This window comes from Rhizobium sp. IY2 (genome assembly GCF_047532935.1).
GTDB lineage: Bacteria > Pseudomonadota > Alphaproteobacteria > Rhizobiales > Rhizobiaceae > Rhizobium > Rhizobium anhuiense.
In genome coordinates this window covers 228,588-249,097 of sequence record NZ_JBLKNU010000008.1, presented here as the reverse complement: position 1 = coordinate 249,097, position 20,510 = coordinate 228,588, and the positions used below count along the sequence as shown (strand labels likewise).

Sequence of the window (20,510 nt, the reverse complement as noted above, 5' to 3'; positions counted from 1 at the left end):
ATGTTCGGGATCTATGTCACCCATCCGCAGGTCAAGATCGACGCGAACGTGCCTGTGCCGAAATGGGGGCTTTCCGATGTCGGCGCCGAACGCACTCGTAAGGCTGCGTCGAGCGATTGGGCCAAGCGGCTGACCCGCATCATTTCCAGCGACGAGACGAAGGCGATCGAGACGGCTGAGATCCTGGCAGTCGCCTCCGGTCTAAGCATCGAGGTCGTGCCCGCCATGCACGAGAACGACCGCTCGGCCACCGGCTTCCTGCCGCCGCCGCAATTCGAAGAGGCGGCCGACTGGTTCTTCGCCCATCCGGAACAGAGCTTCAAGGGCTGGGAGCGCGCCGTCGATGCGCAGGCCCGCATCGTCGAGGCATTCGACGCCGTTCTTGCCACGCATGATGCGGCTGCACCCATCGCCTTTGTCGGCCATGGCGGCGTTGGCACGCTGCTCAAATGCCATCTGGCCGGCCGACCGATTTCGCGCGACCGCGACCAGCCGGGCGGCGGCGGCAATCTCTATGCTTTCGGCCTTGCGGATCTCGGCCTAACATGCGACTGGACGCCCATCGAAGACTGGCGGGGGTGACTTCACATGGACGCACGCGAGCGATTGATCGTCGGCCTGGATGTTCCAACGATCGGCGAGGCGGAAAGACTGGTTTCGACGCTCGGCGACGACATTCTCTTCTACAAGATCGGTTATCAGCTGGTCTTTGCCGGCGGCCTGGAATTCGCCCGCGATCTTGCCGCAAGCGGCAAGAAGATCTTCCTCGACATGAAGCTGCTCGACATCGACAACACGGTTGCCTCCGGCGTCGAGAACATCGCCAAGATGGGCATGTCGATGCTGACGCTGCATGCCTATCCGAAAGCGATGAGGGCGGCGGTCGAGGCGGCCGCCGGCTCCGGCCTCTGCCTGCTTGGCGTCACCGTGCTGACCTCGATGGACGCCGACGACCTTGCCGAGGCCGGCTACAGCCAAGATCCGCACAGCCTGGTGCTGCGCCGCGCCGAACAGGCGCGCGCAGCCGGCATGGGCGGTATCGTCTGTTCGGCGGCGGAAGCGGCCGAGGTGCGCGAGATCGTCGGCCCCGACATGGCGATCGTCACCCCCGGCATTCGCCCGGCCGGCAGCGACAAGGGCGACCAGAAGCGGGTGATGACGCCTTTCGACGCACTGAAGGCGGGGGCGACGCATCTCGTCGTCAGCCGGCCGATCGTCAAGGCGCCCGATCCGAAAGAGGCCGCCCGCGCCATCCTCAGCGAGATGGTGAGTGCGCTCTGGCCGGCAAACCGCTAATCGTTTCAACGACAAAAGGGAGAAGACCATGGCCAAGGGATACTGGATCGCCCGCGTCGACGTTCGCGATGCCGAGCGCTACAAGGATTATGTGGCGGCCGCCAAGCCGGCCTTCGAAAAATATGGGGCGAATTTCTTGGCGCGGGGCGGCGCCTTCACCGAACTCGAGGGAAAGGCGCGCGTGCGCAACGTGGTGATCGAATTTCCCTCGCTGCAGCATGCGGTCGACTGCTATAATTCGCCGGAATACCAGATCGCCGCGAAAATCCGCCAGGAAGTGGCCGATGCGGAAATGGTCGTCGTCGAAGGCGTCTAGAGCAGCCTCGCATCCCGCAAAACTGACGGTACGATGGGCCTTCCCGTCGCGTCGGGATTGGGCTAAGACGAGAGCCAATTAAGCATCCCGCCAAGCCTCTCGAGGAGCCTGCCATGACCCTTGCCAACCTGCCGCCGCTCGTCACCGTGTTCGGAGGGTCCGGCTTCGTGGGCAGGCACGTGGTCCGGGCGCTGGCCAAGCGCGGCTACAACATCCGCGTCGCCGTGCGCCGTCCCGATCTCGCCGGCTTCCTGCAGCCGCTCGGCAATGTCGGCCAGATCTCCTTCGTGCAGGCGAACCTGCGCTATCGCAACTCGATCGACCGCGCCGTCGACGGTGCGAGCCATGTCGTCAACTGCGTCGGCATTCTGCACGAGGCCGGCCGCAACACTTTCGACGCCGTGCAGGAATTCGGCGGCCGTGCGGTCGCCGAAGCTGCGCGCGGGGCAGGCGCGACGCTGACCCATATTTCGGCGATCGGCGCCGACGCGAAATCCGATTCGGACTATGGCCGCACCAAGGGTCGCGCCGAAACGGCCATCCTCTCGGTCAAGCCCGATGCAGTGATCTTCCGTCCGTCGATCGTCTTCGGACCGGAGGACAGCTTCTTCAACAAATTCGCCGAGATGGCGCGCATGTCGCCGATCCTGCCGCTGGTCGGCGGCGGCAAGACGAAATTCCAGCCTGTCTATGTCGAGGATGTCGCCGAGGCCGTCGCCCGCGCCGTCGACGGCAATGTCGCCGGCGGCAAGATCTATGAGCTTGGCGGGCCCGAGGTGCTGAGCTTCCGCGAATGTCTCGAGACGATGCTGAAGGTGACGTGCCGCAAGAACCCACTGGTATCCCTGCCTTTCGGCATCGCTTCAATGATCGGCAGCATCGCCTCGCTGGTCCCCTTTGTGACGCCACCGATCACGCCGGATCAGGTGCGCATGCTGAAGCGCGACAATGTCGTCTCCGGGGAAGCCGAGGCGGAAGGCCGCACGCTGAAGGGCCTCGGTATTACGCCCACCATGGTGGCATCGGTGCTCGGCTCCTACCTCGTCCACTATCGCCCGCACGGCCAGTACACCGGCACCGGCAAGGCCGCCTGACCAATTTTACAGCCTTCTGACAACGCCGTTCGCAGACAATGCGGACGGCGTTTTGCCGTCGGCCGGTCATATTACGCGGCGTTGCATAAAAGACGCATCGGAAATTTTGTGGAATTAACGCCAAATTTAGCAGGAACGTTTATTGCTATTTGTCATTCCACTGACTACCAAACCCGCGCGCCTTCGGACGGTTTCAACGCCTGCGATAGCGTGCGGCAATCACTGTGAAAGGCATTTCTCGATGGGCAAGTCAATCGCGCTCCTTTTTGCGTGTGCGGCGCTAATTATCCTGGCAGGCTCCTTCGTTGCGCCCGGTTCGGTCGCGGCGGTAAAGGGTGACTGCTCGCCGGCCTATGGCGTCGATCCTTGCTCGACGGCTTCGATCAGCCATTGACGAAAAGGCCGGCCCTCTGCGCCGGCATCTCATAAAGACAAGCCGTCGGGAACGCCGAACAAGGGCGCTCCACAATGAACGCTCGTTCTTGCCTGCTTCAAAAGCAGCGGCAGACGCCTATTCTCAATATAGCTATCTGAAAAATCGACGCTTGGCGGGGCGCGGGTATTCGTTCGCCACCTTCCGACAGGCACTGCATTCGCGCCGGGAGTTGCGCGAATGCAGACTCGTAAGGAAGCCTCAACCAATCAAGCCGGTCGCAGCCATGCCGAGCAGCAAGACACCGAGAATGATGCGGTAGACGGCAAACAGCGTGAACCGGTTGCTTCTGATATAGGCAAGCAGCCATTTGACCGCGACGAAGGCGACGATGGTGGAAACGACGAAGGCGATGCCGAGCGCCGTCCAGTCTTCGCCAGCCGCGCCGCCATCCTTGAACGTCTTCAGCAATTCATAGCCGCTTGCGGCATACATTGTGGGGATGCCGACGAGAAAGGCGAATTCGGTTGCCGCAGCACGATTGCCCGTGCCGGCCAGCATGGCGACGAAGATGGTGGCGCCGGAGCGCGACGTTCCCGGGAAGACGCCCGCAACGATCTGGGCGATGCCGACCAGGATGGCGACAAGCCAGGTGATCTCCTTGTGCGGTGGCCTGCGTGCGGCCGCCCATTCGGCAAAGATCATCCAGATGCCGCCGATGATCAGCGCCCAGGCTATCGGCGTTGCAGTCTCGGGAAGTTCGAAGCCGAGCTTCTTGACCACAAGGCCGAGAATTGCGGTGATGAGAAATGCGACGATCAGCTTGGCGGCATAATCGCGATTCTGCGGCTCGCGCCAGCCGAGCACCAGATCCAGCAGACGACGCCAATAGATGATGGTGACGGCGAGGATGGCGCCCGCCTGAATGACGATATTGAACATGTCCGACCGGTGTCCGAGCCATTGCTCGGCGATGATCAGGTGGCCGGTGCTCGAGATCGGCAGAAATTCGGTGATCCCCTCTATGATACCGAGAATTGCAGCATTTATATAATCCATACATCGTCTCCGGTTTAAAGTTCGGCCGGGCCTGAGCGCTTGGGTCGATCAGGCTGCCGCTTCCATTCGTTCGTTAGACCGTGTTTCGCCATCGTCAGATGGGGTAAAATCCGATTCGCTTGTATTGGCGGGGCCAAGCTCCTATAGCTTCAACCAATGAGTCATGACTAGGGCGCTATAATTGAGCTGCCACACAGTCCTGTAACAGCAATCACAAAGCCCGAGTATCGATGCCCACGCTTTATCATCATCCCATGTCATCCGCATCTCGCTTCGTCCGGCTGATCCTGGCGGAATACGGCTATCAGGCGGATCTGATCGAGGAGCAGACATGGGAGAAGCGCCGGGATTTCCTGGCGCTCAATCCGGCCGGCACGCTGCCGGTCTATGTCGACGACAGCATGCGCGCGCTCTGCGGCGCGAGCGTCATTTCCGAATATCTGGACGAGACGCACGGCGTGTTGAAACGCGACCGGCGGCTGCTCGCCGAAGACCCTTTCCAGCGGGCGGAAATCCGCCGGCTGACCGAGTGGTTCATGCAGAAGATGGAAAACGACGTGACCAAGCCGCTCGCCCGCGAGCGTGTCTACAAGTTGCAGATGACCGCCGATCAGGGCGGCGGAGCCCCGGATTCGAAGATTTTGCGCACGGCCCGCGCGAATATCCGCCAGCATATGCGTTATCTCACCTGGCTTGCCGGCTCGCGTCAGTGGCTGGCGGGCGAGCGGATGAGTTATGCCGATCTTGCCGCTGCGGCCTCGATCTCAATCCTCGACTATCTCGGCGAAATCGAGTGGGCGGACGCGCCCGTCGTCAAGGACTGGTACCAGCGGCTGAAGTCGCGTCCCTCTTTCCGGCCGATGCTGACCGAGCGCGTGCGCGGCCTGACACCGGTTTCACACTATGCCGATCTGGATTTCTGACGAGGGCTCTTCATGCCCGAACCGAAGAATGACGACAAAGAGCGCCGCCGCCGCGACAATTTGACCGAGTTCGTTCGGGCGGAATCCGCCGCCAAGGGCTTCGATCTTTGCCGCATCACCCGTCCGGATGCGATCCCCGAGGCCAAGGAGCGGCTCGGCCAGTTCATCGATGCCGGGCGCCACGGGACGATGGAGTGGATGGCGGAGACGCGCGACCGGCGCGGCGATCCGCGCACACTCTGGAGCGAGGTGCGCTCCGTCGTCGTCTTCGGCCTGAATTACGCTCCGGAGGAGGATCCGCGCGGTATCCTCGACAAGACTGACAAAGCCGCGATCTCGGTCTATGCCCGCAACCGCGATTATCACGACGTCATCAAGGGCCGGCTGAAGGAGATCGCCACGCGCTTTGCGGCGCGAGCCGGCGCCGATGTGAAAGTCTTCGTCGATACGGCGCCTGTCATGGAGAAACCGCTGGCGGCGGCCGCCGGGCTCGGCTGGCAGGGCAAACATACCAATCTCGTCAGCCGCACGCACGGTTCCTGGCTGTTCCTCGGCACGATGTTCACCACTGCCGATCTTGCCATCGACGCGCCGGAGAGCGATCATTGCGGCTCCTGCCGCGCCTGCCTCGACATCTGTCCGACGGCTGCCTTCCCGGCGCCTTACCAGATCGACGCGCGGCGCTGCATCTCCTATCTCACCATCGAGCACAAGGGACCGATCGACGCCGATCTGCGCGTGCTGATCGGCAATCGCATCTATGGCTGCGACGACTGTCTTGCCGCCTGTCCCTGGAACAAGTTCGCAAGCTCCGCCTCCGAGATGAAGCTGCAGGCGCGGGAAGAGTTGAAGGAACCGTCGATCGCCTTTCTGCTGACGCTTGACGATGCCGCCTTCCGCACCTTCTTCAGCGGCTCGCCGGTGAAGCGGATCGGCCGCGACCGTTTCATCCGCAACGTGCTGATCGCCGCCGGCAATTCCGGCGAGACGGCGCTGATCGGGCAATGTCGCATGCTCGCGAGCGATCCCTCGCCTGTCGTGCGCGGCATGGCGGTCTGGGCGCTTTCACGGCTGATGGAGGCTGGCGAATTCTCTGCCTTTGCCGCACAAAGGGCTCACGAGAGCGATGACGACGTCTTGAACGAATGGCGATTGGCGGGAGTGGGTTGATGCATGTGATGATTTTTGGCTGCGGTTATTCCGGCACGGCGATCGCCAAGGCCTTATCAGGCGACGGCGTGCGTATTTCCGGCACGACGCGTTCGCCAGACAAGATGGACGTGCTCCGCCAGAACGGCATCGACGCATTCCTTTTCGACGGCGAGACCATGGAAGAAGGGCTGCGCCGGGCTTTGGCCGATGTCACGCACCTCGTGCAGTCGATCTCGCCCGGCCAGGCCGACCCGCTGCTGCGGCTGCTTGGCAAAGATGGCGCCAGCCTGCTGCCTCGTCTCAAATGGATCGGTTATCTCTCCACCGTCGGCGTCTATGGCGATCATAAGGGCGCCTGGGTGAACGAGGAAACGCCCTGCCTGCCCGTTTCCGGGCGCTCGAAGGAGCGGCTCGAGGCGGAAGAGGGCTGGCTGGCGATGGGCCGGGAGCGCGGTGTGCCGGCGGCCGTGCTGCGCCTTTCCGGCATTTATGGGCCGGGCCGCAACGCCTTCTGCAATCTGGAAAAGGGCACGGCGCGCCGGCTGATCAAGAAGGACCAGGTATTCAACCGCATCCGCGTCGAAGATATCGGCGCGGCGACCCGCTTCCTGTCGGAGCGCGGGCTCGGCGGTATCTATAATGTCACCGACGACCGGCCCGCCCCGCCGCAAGACGTGATCGTCGAGGCAGCCCGCCTGATGGGTGTCGAACCGCCACCGGAGCAGGCTTTTGAGACCGCCGAACTATCACCGATGGCGCGCTCCTTCTACGGCGAGAACAAACGCATCTCGAATGCGAAACTCAAGGCCACCGGCTTCCAATTCTCCTTCCCGAACTATCCCATGTCGCTTGCGCAATTGTGGCAGGACGGACGCTGGCGCGGCTAGAGCCTTTCCGGGTTAGTTTGCAGCATTCTGTTGGCTCAAACGGAGTCGGATGGTCGACCGGCCGGCGCGCGTCGTAGCCCAGCTCTACGGCCAAGCCGGCCGGTCGATCAGCCGGCCCGTTTCAGCCAACCCGAAGGGCCGGGCATCTTTGCGCCAGGACAAAGGCGATCGGCTCGACCGTACCAAGAGGTATGCCCTTCGCCAATCGCCTCTGTCCTGACGAAAACCTGCTCCGGCAGAATGCTTCAATCTAATCCGGAAAGGCTCTAGATCAGGCTGCTGTTTGCAAACGGGGATTACTCACCCAAAATGAGTAGGAAATTCCTACTTTCGCGCTTTGGTGGGACAATTTTCGCCGCATACTATGGTTAACGGCCTTTGAATTTGCCCAAATGTGGCAACAAATATGGCGAAATCGGAAAAATATTTTTGCGATTTTCGTGAACGCCAGGGCGTTAACTACTTCTTCGGAAAATTCATTCGTATTTTAACTGATTTCATTATGTTTTTTCCACATTGACGATTGCCGTCGATTTCTAAAATTTCGCCGACACGCTCACGCATGTTACAGATTGTAATATTCCGTGAACGATGGCGGCACTTTTTCGCCACTTTTTAACAGATTTAAGCCCCGCCGCCTGCAAGGGCGTGAGTTCAATAGTTGAGGGATACTCTGTTTTGAAGAAAATACGTCGTTCTATTATCGCCGCGGCAACTATTGCAGCCTGTTCTTCCATGCTTCCGGCGGAAGGTTTTGCTGGCAATGGTTGCGGCGGTGCTTCATGGTACGCACTTCGCTCCAAAACTGCTTCCGGGGAACGTATGAACCCTGCCATCTTGACTGCCGCACATCGTTCGCTTGCCTTCGGCACCAAGGTGAAAGTCACCAACCGCAACAATGGCCGCACCGTCGTCGTTCGCATCAACGATCGCGGTCCGTTCATCCGCGGCCGCGTGCTCGATCTGTCGCGCGCCGCCGCCCAGAATATCGGCATGGTGAGCTCCGGCACTGCGAAAGTCTGCTACCAGGTCATCAGCTGAGCCCAACCCTTGCTCTTGCCGTCAATCGTGGCTACCACGCGGTTGAGACTTGTGAACAATCCGCCCGCGACTGTCGCGCCTGTTGCGGATCATCGCACGCCACGGCAACAGGAGACATGTGAATGCGTTTGGGCGGCCGCCTCGAAGGGGCGATTTCTGTGCTCGCGGACATCGATGCCCGCAAGCGCCCTGTCGCCGACGCGCTGAAGGACTGGGGCCTTGCGCACCGCTTCGCCGGCTCCGGCGATCGTGCTGCGATCGGCAACATCGTCTATGACGCCCTGCGCATGCGGCTTTCCCATGCCTGGCTGATGGACGACGACAGTGCTCAGGCCATTGCCCACGCCGTCATGTTCCGCCAATGGGGTTTTACTCCAGACAGTCTTGCCACCGAACTGGCGGGTGACAAATTTGCGCCGGCGCCGCTTTCGGCCGAAGCCGTCTCCGCCTTTGAAAGCCGCTCGCTTGACGATGCGCCGCCGCATATCCGCGGTGATATTCCCGAATGGGTCCAATCCTCCTTCGAACAGGCCTTCGGCGCCGACTGGCTCGCCGAGGCACAGGCGCTTGCCGCCCGCCCGACGCTCGATCTGCGCGCCAACAGCCTCAAGGCGTCCCGCGACAAGGTCGTCAAGACGCTCGACAGGGTCGGCGCGCATGCAGCCAGGATCGCCCGCTACGGCATCCGGATTGCCGCCGGCGAAGGCGCCTCGCGTCTTCCCAACGTCACAGCCGAGCTTTCGTTCCAGAAAGGCTGGTTCGAAGTTCAGGACGAGGGATCGCAGATCGTCGCCGATCTGGTGCTGGCGAGCGACGGCGAGCAGGTTCTCGACTATTGCGCCGGCGGCGGTGGCAAGACGCTCGCCATGGCGGCGGCCATGCAGAACAAGGGGCAGGTTCACGCCTACGACGCCGACCGCAAACGGCTAGCGCCGATCATCGAACGGCTGAAGCGGGCGGGCACGCGCAATGTCCAGGTGCATGACGACGCCAGGGCGCTTTCCGGCCTTGCCGGGCGCTGCGACAAGGTGCTGGTCGATGCGCCTTGCACCGGCACCGGCACGTGGCGTCGCCGTCCCGATACGAAATGGCGGCTGACGGCAAAGAACCTCGACGAACGCACCGCCCAGCAACAGGATGCGCTGACGCAGGCGAGCGGCTTCGTCAAGTCAGGCGGCGAGCTGATCTACGTCACCTGCTCGGTACTGCCTCAGGAGAACGAGGAACAGGTGCGCCGCTTCACCGCCGACAATCCCGATTTTCAGATCGTCAGCGCCCTGCCCGCCTGGGATCAGCTCTTTGGAAAAGACACCCCGAGTCCGCATTCTTCCGACGGCCTGACTGTGACGCTGACGCCGGCCTCCACCGATACGGACGGCTTCTTCTTCTGCCGCATGCAGCGCAAGGGCTGAGACGGTCAGCCAGGGCCAATAGCGGATCGTGACGCCCGCGGCGGAATGACGCTGCGCAGGACGGCGAGACGGCGCAGATGCTGCCGACTTTTCAAACAGATGCCGTTCAAAAGGCGCGGCTTTGCCAACACCCGTCCATCCTTAAAACCATTCCAAACTAGAGCGTTTGACACCAGTTTACTTTTGCGCGAAGAGACGGAGCCCGATTAGACGGAAGATCCCGTCACAGGAGAGGATCATGAAGCTCAACCGCAAATTCCGCGCAGCCGTGCTGGCGATTGCCCCCGCCGCCCTGCTCGCCCTTCCCGCGCATGCCGAGACCGATGCTGCCGCCGTGGTGAAACACTATGCCGACGTGGCGCATGCGAAATACGAGGATTCGCTGACGACGGCAAAGGCGCTCGACGCCGCCATCGACGCCTTCCTGAAGGCGCCTGATGACGCGACGCTGAAAGCCGCCAGGGACGCCTGGATCAAGGCGCGCGTTCCCTACCAGCAGACGGAAGTCTATCGCTTCGGCAATCCGATCGTCGACGACTGGGAAGGCAAGGTCAACGCATGGCCCCTCGATGAAGGCCTGATCGACTATGTCGATGCCTCCTACGGCAGCGAGAGCGACGAAAATTCTCTCTATGTGGCCAATGTCATCGCCAACAAGACGATCAAGATCGACGGCAAGGATGTCGACGCTTCCAAGCTGACGCCGGAATTCCTCTCCGGCACGCTGGCCGAGGCCGGCGGCATCGAAGCCAATGTCGCGACCGGCTATCACGCCATCGAATTCCTGCTCTGGGGCCAGGATCTGAACGGCACGGGCCCCGGCGCCGGCGACCGCCCGGCAACGGATTACGACCTGAAGAACTGCACGCACGGCAATTGCGACCGCCGCGCCGAATATCTGAAGTCCGCCTCCACCCTGCTCGTCTCCGATCTCCAGGAAATGACCGACAACTGGACGCCGGATGGCGCTGCGACGAAGAACGTCGAAGCCGATCCGAAGGCCGGCCTGGTGGCGATCCTGACGGGCATGGGTTCACTGTCCTACGGCGAGCTTGCCGGCGAGCGCATGAAGCTCGGCCTGCTGCTGCACGATCCGGAAGAAGAACATGACTGCTTCTCCGACAATACCTACAACTCGCATCTCAATGACGCGATCGGCATCGCCGCCGCCTATACCGGCAACTATACCCGCGTCGACGGCACCAAGCTCAGCGGCCCGTCGCTGCACGATCTGGTGGCCGCCAAGGACAAGGCGCTCGATGCCGAAGTGGAAGGCAAGCTCAACAAGACGCTCGACGCGATGAACGCCATGGCTAAGCGCGGCGAGACGGTCGAGAAGTACGACCAGATGATCGGTGAAGGCAACAAGGAAGGCAACGCCGTCGTCCAGGCTGCCATCGACGGGCTGATCGACCAGACGAAATCGGTGCAGCGCGTTATTGCCGCACTCGATCTCGGTACGGTTCAGCTTGAAGGTTCCGACAGCTTGGATAATCCTAACGCCGTCTTCAAATAAGCAAAAAGGCGGGCCGCTTCGAAGCCGGAGCGGCCCGGACCCTGAAATGTCGCATGCCCCGGCCCGCCGATTGATCGCCAGCGCAGCCCTCTGCGCCACGCTTGCCGGTTTTTCCGCAGCCATCGCCGCCGGTTTCGATCTGCCGGCGAAACGCACCGATCTTTCCGAAACCGATCTGAAACGTGTCGCCGACGTGACCCGACCGACGGCGGATTTTTCCAAGGCAGAACAATACGAAGCGATGCAGGCGGGTGCGACCACCTCGATCGACCCTGTCACCGAGGATAGCTTCTCGCATATTTCGGCCAACATCCCCTTCGAGGAAGAGCAGAATTTCAAGCTCGGCAACGCGCTCTTCCGCAAGCTCTGGGTTTCCGCTCCCTCCTCGACGCAAGCCTCCGATGGTCTCGGGCCGCTGTTCAATGCCCGCTCCTGCATGAGCTGCCATGTCAATGATGGCCGCGGCAAACCGCCGGAAGGAGGCCCGAGCGCCACTTCGATGCTGCTGCGGCTTTCCCGCGCGGCCAGGACGCCGGCGGAAGAAAAGGCGATTGTGCAATCTGATGTCGTCAATTTCCCCGATCCGGTTTACGGCCACCAGCTGCAGGACCTCGCTGTTCCCGGCCTTGCCGCCGAAGGAAGGATGGCGATCAGCTACCAGGAAGAACCAGTGACGCTGAGCGACGGCGAGATCGTGTCGCTGCGCCGGCCGAGCTATGCGGTCGTCAATCCCGCCTACGGGCCGCTTGATCCGGCGACGACGATTTCGCCGCGTGTCGCCTCGGCGATGATCGGCCTCGGGCTGATCGAGGCCATTCCCGAGGCTGACATCCTGACCCATGCCGATCCCGACGATGCCGACGGCGACGGCATTTCGGGAAAGGCGGCGATCGTGCGCGATCATCGCAGCGGCAAGATTGCCCTCGGCCGGTTCGGCTGGAAGGCGCAGAACGCCACGGTGCGCGACCAGAGTGCCGATGCCTTCGCCAACGATATCGGCATCTCGACACCCGATCAGCCGAATGCGCAGGGCGACTGCACCAAGGCGGAAGAAAAGTGCCTTGCTATGCCGACCGGTGTGCAGAAACGTCTGGGCAAAGAAGAGGCGCCGGGTTCCATTCTCGACCTCGTGACCTTCTATTCCGAAAATCTCGCCGTCCCGGCGCGCCGCAAGGCGAGCTTTCCCGAGACGCTGCATGGCAAGCGGATCTTCTACGAAAGCGGCTGCATTTCCTGCCATGTGCCGAAGTTCGTCACCCGCCGCGATACGCCCGAAAAGGCCCAATCCTTCCAGCTGATCTGGCCCTATTCCGACTTCCTTCTGCACGATATGGGCGACGGCCTTGCCGACGGACAGCAGGTCGGTCTTGCAAGCGGACGTGAATGGCGCACGCCGCCGCTATGGGGTATAGGACTGACCCGGACTGTCAGCGGACACAGCTTTTTCCTGCATGACGGCCGTGCGCGGAGCCTCACCGAAGCGATCCTCTGGCATGGCGGCGAAGCTGAAAAGGCCCGCAACGCTTTCTCCTCCCTGTCTAAAGACGACAGGGTGGCCCTGATTACATTCCTGGAGTCACTTTGATGCGCCTTTGGCACCCCCTGCTCTGCCTCACTCTGATCGGCCTCGCCACATCGGCGGCCGCCCAGACCGCGGCTCCCCCGGCGGGGCTGAACGAGGATGCCGTTCCCGCCGTCATGCAGCGCGCCGTCGACGAGGTGATCCGCCCGGGCTATCGCAACATGCAGCAATCTGCCGCCCGGCTGACGACGGCGATGAAGGATCTTTGCGCCGACGGCACGCAACAGACGCTCGACAAGGCGAAATCCGCCTTCGACGATACGATCCGCTACTGGTCGATCGTCGAGATCGTCCAGACCGGACCCGTCATCCAGGACAATCTCTTCGAGCACATCCTGTTTTATCCCGACCGCAAGGGTGTCGGCCTCAAGCAGGTGCAGGCGCTGATCGCCAAGGCCGATCCGAAGGATGCGACAGTCGATGCGATCGCCGGCAAGAGCGTCGCTTTGCAGGGCCTGACGGCGCTGGAATATGTGCTCTACGGCAACGGCTCCAACGATCTCGTCGGCCAGAAAAATGGATTCCGCTGCCTTTACGGCCAGGCGGTTGCCGGCAATATCCAGCGTGAGGCCGGCGAAGTCGTCGCCGCCTGGGAAAAGCCCGACGGCGTGCAGGCGAGCTGGAAACATCCCGGACCGCAGAGCGACGATTTCATGGACAACAAGGAAGCGGTGACGGCGCTGCTCGGCATTCTCGTCCATGGTGCGGAGAATGTCCGCGACCAGCGGCTGGAGCAGTTCTACAAGGGCAAGGACAGCGCGCCGCGGCCGCGCATGGCGATCTACTGGCGCTCCAAAAATACCTGGAAATCCATGGCCGCCAATCTGGAGGGCCTGCGCACGCTCTGGCAGAAGGCCGGCATGGCCGAGCTTCTGCCGCCGGACAAGCAGCCGATCGCCGCCGCAATCGACGAAGACTTCAAATCGCTGCTCGACAGCGTGCCGAAGCTCAATCCCGACATCGACGTGGCGACAAGCGATGCGGAGAAGGCCAAGCTCGATACGCTGCTTGCCGAGAGCCGTGACCTGATCACCCGGATCAGCGACGAATATGGCGCAGCGATCGGTCTTTCGGCTGGCTTTTCCTTCTCGGACGGAGATTGAGACAATGATACGAAGTGCCGCGATCAACCGACGCAGTTTCGTCAAGGCAGCCGGCCTCGGCTTCCTTGCGGCCTTGACGCCACGGGCACTGATGGCCCTGGAGCGGACTGACGCGGTCTATGCCTCGGGCATTCGTACAGCCGACGGCTCCTTTGCCATTGCGACCGTGACCGAGCGCGGCGAGATCGTCGATCAGCTGGCGCTTCCCGCCCGCGCCCACGGCATGGCCTTCAGCGCTGCCACCGGCAAGACCGTCGCCTTCGCGCGCCGGCCCGGCACCTTTGCGATGGTCTTCGATCCCTGGAATAAAAGCGAGCCTGTTGTCATCAACTCCAGGGAGGACCGGCATTTCTACGGCCACGGCGCCTTTTCCCCCGATGGCCGCCTGCTCTATGCCAGCGAGAACGACTTCGACGGCAATCGCGGCATGATCGGCCTCTACGACGCCACCGACCGCTTCACCCGCATCGGCGAATTCGAGACCTACGGCATCGGTCCGCACGACATGACCGTGTCCGACGACGGGCGCCTTCTGATCGTCGCCAATGGCGGCATCGAGACACATCCGGATTTCGGCCGCACCAAGCTCAATCTCGGCGAGATGCAGCCGTCGCTGGCGCTGATCGATGCGGCGACCGGGGCGCTGGTCGAAAAACATGTGCTGCCGGCTGAATGGGCGGAACTCTCCACCCGCCACGTCGATCTCGACGGCGACGGCCGCATCTGGTTCGCCTGCCAGTATGAAGGCCACCGCAAGGATTTGCCGCCGCTTGTCGGCCATTTCGCCAAAGGCGAAGATCTCTCCTTCATCGATCTGCCGGAGGAGACGACGCGCCGGCTTGCCAACTACGTCGGGGCGATCGCCGTCAATCGCAGCGAGGGCCTCGTCGGCATCACCTCGCCAAAGGGCGGCGCCTCGGTGACCCTTGACGCAAAGTCGGGCAAGGTGCTGGCCGAGACCGTCGTTCCCGATGCGGCGGGCATCGCCCCGGCAAGAAGCGGCTTTGCCGTTTCTTCCTATGATGGCGATTTCCTGTCGACCCGCAGCGACGTCGCCTGGGATCAGCACATCGTGCGGATCTAAATCAGAGAAGCGCAATTCCGGACGCGAAACCGCTGCACACTTTTGCTGGCATTGCTTTAGCCGGCGCGCGAATAGGCTTTCTGCTCGGCGCTGACGCTCGATGCCGCGGCCCTGGACGCGTCGTGCAGCCATTCGTTTCCCCGCACCGCCAAGTCCTTCAGGATCGCCGCAACCGCCGCCGCATCGTTGGAATGGCAATTGGCGATCTCGAAGCCCATCAGTTCCAGCATCGTCGGCGAAAGCAGGATCTCGGGATGCCGGGCGATTTCGATTTTGCAGCTGTTCGGCGAGAGCCTGCGCACGAGGATGCGGCCGGAGACCCGGTAGTGAGGATCGGCTGAGCGCGCCCGTCCATTGGCGATCTCGTCCGCATGGATCGCCACGTCCTGCTTCCTCTGGCGAAGCGACCAGACGGACGGCAGCAGCGCCTTTGCCTCGCGCAGCACCGGCCCACCCTGCCACTCGGCATAGGCGACGAAACGCGGCCGGCCGAGACTGCCGGTGCCGCCGCTGCGCGGCTTCGGCACGAAGGGCCCTGTCCCGGACGGCAGCGCGCCTGTGAGCGCCATGACATAGGCTGATGGTGGCGGCTTGCTGCCGGGACGCAACATTTCGTATTTCTCCCAGAATTCCCGGCGTTCGGAATTTGGCAGCATCAGCGCCTTGCGCAGCCATTTGTGGTCGCGCTCGAGGATGACGGGCAATGGATTTTCAAGGCCCCTGCGATAGCCGCTCAAGATCAATTCGCCGATCATGCGAGCCGAGGGACCGTCGTCGCCGCGGGCCAGGATGGCGCTTGCCGCAAGACGAACGAGATCAAATGCATAGGGCATCACCGCCGCGTCGTCGAAATCATTGACGCCCCAGACGAGCCGGCCTTCGACATCTCGCCAGGTGCCGAAATTCTCCAGATGCGTATCGCCGATCGCCAGCACCTCAGGCGCGCCTGACAGTTCCGGGCAGATATCGAGGATGATCTCGCACCAGCGCCAATAGGTGGCGCGCAGGAAGACGAAATCCCCGCTTCGCATCTTCTCGTGCTTCTCGCGCAGATCGTCCTTGACGAGATCGTCGCCGAGTTCGCCGGCCAGCCAAGTCTCGAAATTCCGGACCGATTGCGATATCGTCGTCATGCCGGCGCTCCATCATTTCGCGATCCGATGCGGAGAATACGCGCACCGCGCGAAGGTGCAATCGTCTTCGCATCGGATCGCCACAATCCAGCGGTACTGGCCAGCGGTACTGGGCAGCCGTACCGACTTGCACGGCAAGGGAAAGGTGAAAGGTTGCCCCGGCGACACGGACGCAGCTTTCCATCGCCGCCCGGACCGATTTCAGCAATGTCCAGCTTGTCGAATCCGGCGCACCATGCCACTTTCGCGGCTGCAAGAGGGGCAGACATGAGCGAGACTGACAGGGGCGATTTCCGCGCGCGAATTCGCCGCAATTTTGCGCGGCAGGCGGCGATGGAGACGATCGGCGCGGAGTTGACGCGCGTCGAGCACGGCGTCGTCGAGATCGAGCTTCCCTTCGACGTCAAACTGACACAGCAGCACGGCATCCTGCATGCGGGCATCATTTCCGCGGCGCTCGATTCGGCCTGCGGCTTTGCGGCCTACAGCGTCATCGACCCCGAAGCCTCGATCCTGACGATCGAGTTCAAGGTCAATCTCATGTCGCCGGGGCGTGGCGATCGTTTCCTGTTTCGCGGGGAAATCACCAAACCCGGCTCCACCATCATCGTCGCCGACGGGCGAGGCTACGCGATCAGCGACGGGCCGGCCAAACTCATCGCCTCCATGACCGGAACGATGATGGTGATCCGCGGTAGGGAAGGAATAACGGGATGAAGTTCGAACTGAAATCGGTCGCGGGGAAATCCATCCTGTTCGTCATGGCGGCCGAGGCCGAATACGGTCCCTTCCTGCGTTCGCGCATCGAACCTTTGATGACCGGCGTCGGCCCGGTCGAGGCGGCGGTGGCGCTGACCAAGGCGCTGGGGCGGCTGGATGCCGCCGACGACCTGCCCGATCTCGTCGTTTCGCTCGGCTCAGCCGGCTCGGCGAAACTGGAGCAGACCGAAATCTATCAGGTCACCTCGGTTTCCTACCGCGACATGGACGCCTCGCCGCTCGGTTTCGAAAAGGGCAAGACCCCCTTCCTCGACCTGCCCGCGGTGCTCGAGCTGCCGTTGCGCATTCCCGGCATTCCGGAAGCAAGCCTTTCCACCGGCGGCAACGTCATCTCGGGTGCTGCCTATACCAATATCGACGCCGACATGGTCGACATGGAGACCTTTGCGGTGCTGCGCGCCTGCCAGGGCTACAAGCTGCCGCTGATCGGCCTTCGCGGCATTTCCGACGGCGCAGTCGAACTGCAGCATATTTCCGGCTGGACCGAATATCTGCATATCGTCGACCGCAAGCTCTCCTACGGCGTCGACAGCCTGTTCACGGCGCTGGAGGACGGCGTTTTCTGGTTCTAGGCTTAAATTCTGGGACAATCGGAACAATAAAAACCCGATGCCGCCGATTTCCCGCATTGCAAGGCGAAGCGCTTTTCATTAAAGCCTCGCCATGACCCAGACAGCACATCCCGACTCCGTTCTCATCGTCGATTTCGGCAGCCAGGTGACCCAGCTCATCGCACGGCGTGTGCGCGAGGCTGGCGTCTATTGCGAGATCGTTCCCTTTCAATCGGCCGAAGAGGGCTTCCAGCGCCTGCAGCCCAAGGCCGTGATCCTGTCCGGCAGCCCGGCTTCGACGGTGGACGAGGGATCGCCGCGAGCGCCTGACATCATCTTCGACAGCGGCTTGCCGGTCTTCGGCATCTGCTACGGCCAGCAGACGATGTGCATGCAGCTCGGCGGCAAGGTCGAGAGCGGCCATCACCGCGAATTCGGCCGCGCCTTCCTCGATGTCGACAAGGATTGCCAGCTGTTCGAGGGCCTCTGGTCCTCCGGGTCTCGTCATCAGGTCTGGATGAGCCATGGCGACCGCGTCACGGCGCTGCCGGATGGTTTCGAGGTGGTCGCCACCTCCTCCAACGCGCCCTACGCCTTCATCGCCGACGAGAAGCGCAAATATTACGGCGTGCAGTTCCATCCCGAGGTTGTGCATACGCCCGATGGGGCCAAGCTGATCGGCAACTTCATTCACAACATTGCCGGCATTAGGGGTGACTGGTCGATGTCGGCCTATCGCCAGAAAGCGGTCGAGCAGATCCGCGAGCAGGTGGGCGACAAGCGCGTCATCTGCGCGCTTTCGGGCGGCGTCGACAGTTCGGTCGCAGCCCTGTTGATCCATGAGGCCGTCGGCGACCAATTGACCTGCATCCTCGTCGACCACGGGCTGATGCGCAAGGACGAGGCGGCAAACGTCGTCGCCATGTTCCGCGAGCACTACAATCTGCATCTCTTGCATGTCGATGCCTCCGATCGCTTCATCGGCGAGCTCGAAGGCGTCAGCGACCCGGAAACCAAGCGCAAGATCATCGGCCGGCTGTTCATCGAGACCTTCGAGGAAGAGGCCAAGAAGCTCGGCGGCGCCGATTTCCTCGGCCAGGGCACGCTTTATCCCGACGTGATCGAGAGCGTCTCCTTCACCGGCGGCCCGTCGGTGACGATCAAATCGCACCACAATGTCGGCGGCCTGCCGGAGCGCATGAAGATGCAGCTCGTCGAGCCGCTGCGCGAACTCTTCAAGGACGAGGTGCGCGCGCTCGGCCGCGAACTCGGCCTGCCCGACAGCTTCATCGGCCGCCACCCGTTCCCAGGCCCCGGCCTTGCCATCCGCTGCCCCGGCGGCATCACCCGCGAAAAGCTGGAGATCCTGCGCGAGGCCGATGCGATCTACCTCGACGAAATCCGCAAGGCCGGCCTCTACGACGCCATCTGGCAGGCCTTCGCCGTGCTGCTTCCCGTCCAGACGGTCGGCGTCATGGGCGACGGGCGCACCTATGAATTCGTCTGTGCGCTGCGCGCCGTCACCTCGGTCGACGGCATGACGGCGGATTTCTACCACTACGACATGGAATTCCTCGGCCGCGCCGCCACCCGCATCATCAACGAGGTGCGCGGCATCAACCGCGTGGTCTACGACGTCACGTCGAAGCCGCCCGGTACCATTGAGTGGGAGTGATGCCGAGCCGATCCGACCGCCGCCAAATTGCTTCGGGAAACGGGACGACTTCTCCATGACAACCGGCAACCGCATCGTGCTTTCCAGCGATCACGCCGCCATTCAGCTCCGACAGACCATTGCCGCTCATATCGCGGCGCAGGGCTGGGTGGTGGTCGACATCGGGCCGACGACGCCGGAGAGCACACATTATCCTGAGCACGGCGAGGCGGCGGCGCGGCTCGTCGCCTCCGGCGATTGCCGGTTTGGCATCATCCTATGCGGCACCGGCCAGGGCATCATGATGGCGGCGAACAAGGTAAAGGGCATCCGTTGCGGCGTCTGCGCCGACACATTCTCAGCCCGCATGATTCGCCAGCACAACGATGCCAACATGCTGTCGATCGGCGTGCGCGTAGTGGGCGAAGGGCTGGCGCTCGATATCGTCGATGCGTTCCTGACCGCCCAATTCGAGGGCGGCCGGCATGCGACGCGGGTGGAGATGATCGGGGCACTGGAAGGGTAGCGCTTTTTTGCTTCTTCCTTGGAAGAAGATGCTTTCAGGACCCACCCCCGGTGCTATTTCAGCGGCAGAAACAGGTCCGCCACCGCCTCATGCTCCGGCACTTCGGGGAAGAAGCTCAGCCGCTGGCAATAGATCGGGAAGTCGCGTGCTTCTTCGCCGCTGGCCGGAAGCCAGTTGCGATAAAGATAGAGCGCGGCAGGCTCCAGATTGTCGGTGTTGCCGACGACACGCAGCACCGCGCAGCGTCCGCCAGGAATCACGCCGGCTTTGACCTCTCCGCCGTCCGCCTCGATCGGTTGGCCGGTCCCGACACAAAGATCCACGCTGTAATCGGCAGGCGACGCAGGGCGCCGCTCGGAACGCCAGACATTGAAGGTCGGACTTGTTCTGGGATGCAGGCCAGCGGCCGTGCGCCAGGCGATGAACCGCTGGATGGTGGCGCCGAGCGTCGCCGGGTCGCCCCGGTGCTCCATGATCGCCACCGGCGTGGGAGGCACATCGCGAATCGTCACATCGTCCGTGGTAAAAGTCTTTTGCATGAGCTTGCTCCTTGCGTTGTCGAGAGGCCCGAAGGCCGCAAGCCACGGCTCCCAGTCGGGAGACTTCCGGAACGACGAAGGCGATTGCCCGAACCGTTGCCGAAAGGCGCGGGCGAAGGCATCCGGTGCGTTGTAACCGGCATCCATCGCTATCTCGGTGACGCTTTGGGCGTCCCTGTAGGCCAGCCGGTGCGAAGCGCGCTTCAGCCGGGCAAGCTTGACATAGCGATGCACTGACAATCCGAAGGTCGCCGCAAACTGCCGGTGGAAATGAAACTTCGAAAAGGCCGCAACACGGCTCACCGTTTCCAGGTCCAGATCACAGTCGAGATGCCGGTCGATATAGTCCAGCACCCGCCGCATCCGGGCCTGATAGTTTTGAAGCGTCGCCTTCATCGTCCCTCCTCCGTGGCGGCTCCATCTAGCCGCTGACGGCCATGAGGTGCTCGACCGATCTTGCGGTTTGGCATGGACTAGCGAAAACTTCCA

General features: G+C 62.4%; 21 protein-coding genes. 17 read left to right on the top strand and 4 right to left on the bottom strand.

The genetic code is table 11. The features are described 5' to 3' along the window. The 4 genes from ACMUVN_RS23550 (at nt 1) to ACMUVN_RS23535 (ending at nt 2,706) form a co-directional block, all read left to right on the top strand. The gene (locus ACMUVN_RS23550) at nt 1–582 is read left to right on the top strand and encodes a histidine phosphatase family protein (protein ID WP_028758384.1); all 582 of its coding nucleotides are present in this window, start codon (nt 1–3) and stop codon (nt 580–582) included. Between the two features lie 6 nt (nt 583–588). Further along, nucleotides 589–1,296: an orotidine-5'-phosphate decarboxylase gene (gene pyrF / locus ACMUVN_RS23545; protein WP_028758383.1), complete on the top strand. Its 708-nt coding sequence runs from the start codon at nt 589–591 to the stop codon at nt 1,294–1,296. A 28-nt stretch (nt 1,297–1,324) separates the two neighbouring features. Further along, the gene (locus ACMUVN_RS23540) at nt 1,325–1,612 is read left to right on the top strand and encodes a DUF1330 domain-containing protein (RefSeq protein ID WP_028758382.1); all 288 of its coding nucleotides are present in this window, start codon (nt 1,325–1,327) and stop codon (nt 1,610–1,612) included. A gap of 113 nt (nt 1,613–1,725) precedes the next feature. After that, nucleotides 1,726–2,706 (top strand): complex I NDUFA9 subunit family protein, encoded by a 981-nt coding sequence (locus ACMUVN_RS23535; protein ID WP_063474811.1) that lies wholly within the window; start codon nt 1,726–1,728, stop codon nt 2,704–2,706. A gap of 634 nt (nt 2,707–3,340) precedes the next feature. On the opposite strand, the gene ACMUVN_RS23530 is transcribed toward ACMUVN_RS23535, so the two are convergent. Then, entirely contained in the window at nt 3,341–4,138 is a 798-nt protein-coding gene (locus ACMUVN_RS23530; protein WP_028758379.1) for an undecaprenyl-diphosphate phosphatase, read from the bottom strand. Nucleotides 4,139–4,368: 230 nt separating this feature from the next. On the opposite strand from ACMUVN_RS23530, the gene ACMUVN_RS23525 reads away from it, so the two are divergent. The 3 genes from ACMUVN_RS23525 to ACMUVN_RS23515 are packed head-to-tail and all read left to right on the top strand — an operon-like array spanning nt 4,369 to nt 7,100. Beyond that, a complete protein-coding gene (locus ACMUVN_RS23525; protein WP_028758378.1) occupies nt 4,369–5,061 on the top strand; it encodes a glutathione S-transferase family protein in 693 nt (230 codons plus the stop codon). A 12-nt stretch (nt 5,062–5,073) separates the two neighbouring features. Continuing rightward, the gene (gene queG / locus ACMUVN_RS23520; protein WP_414815498.1) at nt 5,074–6,231 is read left to right on the top strand and encodes a tRNA epoxyqueuosine(34) reductase QueG; all 1,158 of its coding nucleotides are present in this window, start codon (nt 5,074–5,076) and stop codon (nt 6,229–6,231) included. Beyond that, nucleotides 6,231–7,100 (top strand): SDR family oxidoreductase, encoded by an 870-nt coding sequence (locus ACMUVN_RS23515; protein ID WP_063474813.1) that lies wholly within the window; start codon nt 6,231–6,233, stop codon nt 7,098–7,100. The genes queG and ACMUVN_RS23515 overlap by 1 nt, the downstream gene beginning before the upstream one ends. Nucleotides 7,101–7,636: 536 nt before the next feature. On the opposite strand, the gene ACMUVN_RS23510 is transcribed toward ACMUVN_RS23515, so the two are convergent. Beyond that, a complete protein-coding gene (locus tag ACMUVN_RS23510) occupies nt 7,637–7,837 on the bottom strand; it encodes a hypothetical protein (protein WP_414815512.1) in 201 nt (66 codons plus the stop codon). Here ACMUVN_RS23510 and ACMUVN_RS23505 point away from each other — a divergent pair. From ACMUVN_RS23505 to ACMUVN_RS23480, 6 genes are all read left to right on the top strand, one after another. Then, complete coding sequence (locus ACMUVN_RS23505; protein ID WP_028758939.1) at nt 7,779–8,141, top strand: septal ring lytic transglycosylase RlpA family protein; 363 nt, start codon at nt 7,779–7,781, stop codon at nt 8,139–8,141. The genes ACMUVN_RS23510 and ACMUVN_RS23505 overlap by 59 nt on opposite strands. Nucleotides 8,142–8,263: 122 nt before the next feature. Further along, nucleotides 8,264–9,553, top strand: a complete 1,290-nt coding sequence (locus ACMUVN_RS23500) for an RsmB/NOP family class I SAM-dependent RNA methyltransferase (RefSeq protein WP_168332474.1) — start codon at nt 8,264–8,266, stop codon at nt 9,551–9,553. A gap of 238 nt (nt 9,554–9,791) precedes the next feature. Next, on the top strand, nt 9,792–11,069 hold the full coding sequence (locus tag ACMUVN_RS23495; RefSeq protein WP_063474815.1) for an imelysin family protein: 1,278 nt from the start codon (nt 9,792–9,794) through the stop codon (nt 11,067–11,069). Nucleotides 11,070–11,115: 46 nt separating this feature from the next. Then, nucleotides 11,116–12,654, top strand: coding sequence for a di-heme oxidoredictase family protein (locus ACMUVN_RS23490; protein WP_414815497.1), 1,539 nt, complete (start codon nt 11,116–11,118; stop codon nt 12,652–12,654). Further along, nucleotides 12,654–13,754: an imelysin family protein gene (locus tag ACMUVN_RS23485; RefSeq protein ID WP_063474817.1), complete on the top strand. Its 1,101-nt coding sequence runs from the start codon at nt 12,654–12,656 to the stop codon at nt 13,752–13,754. Before ACMUVN_RS23490 ends, ACMUVN_RS23485 begins: the two co-directional genes overlap by 1 nt. A gap of 4 nt (nt 13,755–13,758) precedes the next feature. Continuing rightward, nucleotides 13,759–14,838 carry a DUF1513 domain-containing protein gene (locus ACMUVN_RS23480; RefSeq protein WP_414815496.1) on the top strand — a complete coding sequence of 360 codons (1,080 nt, stop codon included), beginning with the start codon at nt 13,759–13,761 and terminating at the stop codon, nt 14,836–14,838. 56 nt (nt 14,839–14,894) lie between these two features. Here ACMUVN_RS23480 and ACMUVN_RS23475 read toward each other — a convergent pair whose 3' ends face one another. Further along, nucleotides 14,895–15,971 carry a DUF2252 family protein gene (locus ACMUVN_RS23475; protein ID WP_414815495.1) on the bottom strand — a complete coding sequence of 359 codons (1,077 nt, stop codon included), beginning with the start codon at nt 15,969–15,971 and terminating at the stop codon, nt 14,895–14,897. 267 nt (nt 15,972–16,238) lie between these two features. Here ACMUVN_RS23475 and ACMUVN_RS23470 point away from each other — a divergent pair, with 267 nt between their 5' ends. The 4 genes from ACMUVN_RS23470 to rpiB all read left to right on the top strand — a co-directional run bounded on the left by ACMUVN_RS23470 (nt 16,239) and on the right by rpiB (nt 19,482). Next, the gene (locus tag ACMUVN_RS23470) at nt 16,239–16,688 is read left to right on the top strand and encodes a PaaI family thioesterase (RefSeq protein ID WP_003544704.1); all 450 of its coding nucleotides are present in this window, start codon (nt 16,239–16,241) and stop codon (nt 16,686–16,688) included. Continuing rightward, a complete protein-coding gene (locus ACMUVN_RS23465) occupies nt 16,685–17,323 on the top strand; it encodes a 5'-methylthioadenosine/S-adenosylhomocysteine nucleosidase (protein WP_047617570.1) in 639 nt (212 codons plus the stop codon). The genes ACMUVN_RS23470 and ACMUVN_RS23465 overlap by 4 nt, the downstream gene beginning before the upstream one ends. Nucleotides 17,324–17,414: 91 nt before the next feature. Next, nucleotides 17,415–18,977 carry a glutamine-hydrolyzing GMP synthase gene (gene guaA, locus ACMUVN_RS23460; RefSeq protein WP_097543179.1) on the top strand — a complete coding sequence of 521 codons (1,563 nt, stop codon included), beginning with the start codon at nt 17,415–17,417 and terminating at the stop codon, nt 18,975–18,977. A 55-nt stretch (nt 18,978–19,032) separates the two neighbouring features. Beyond that, nucleotides 19,033–19,482 (top strand): ribose 5-phosphate isomerase B, encoded by a 450-nt coding sequence (rpiB, locus tag ACMUVN_RS23455; protein ID WP_097543178.1) that lies wholly within the window; start codon nt 19,033–19,035, stop codon nt 19,480–19,482. Nucleotides 19,483–19,535: 53 nt separating this feature from the next. Here the strand turns inward: rpiB and ACMUVN_RS23450 are convergent, their stop codons facing one another. Further along, on the bottom strand, nt 19,536–20,417 hold the full coding sequence (locus tag ACMUVN_RS23450) for an AraC family transcriptional regulator (protein WP_097543177.1): 882 nt from the start codon (nt 20,415–20,417) through the stop codon (nt 19,536–19,538). Between the last annotated feature and the right edge of the window lie 93 nt (nt 20,418–20,510).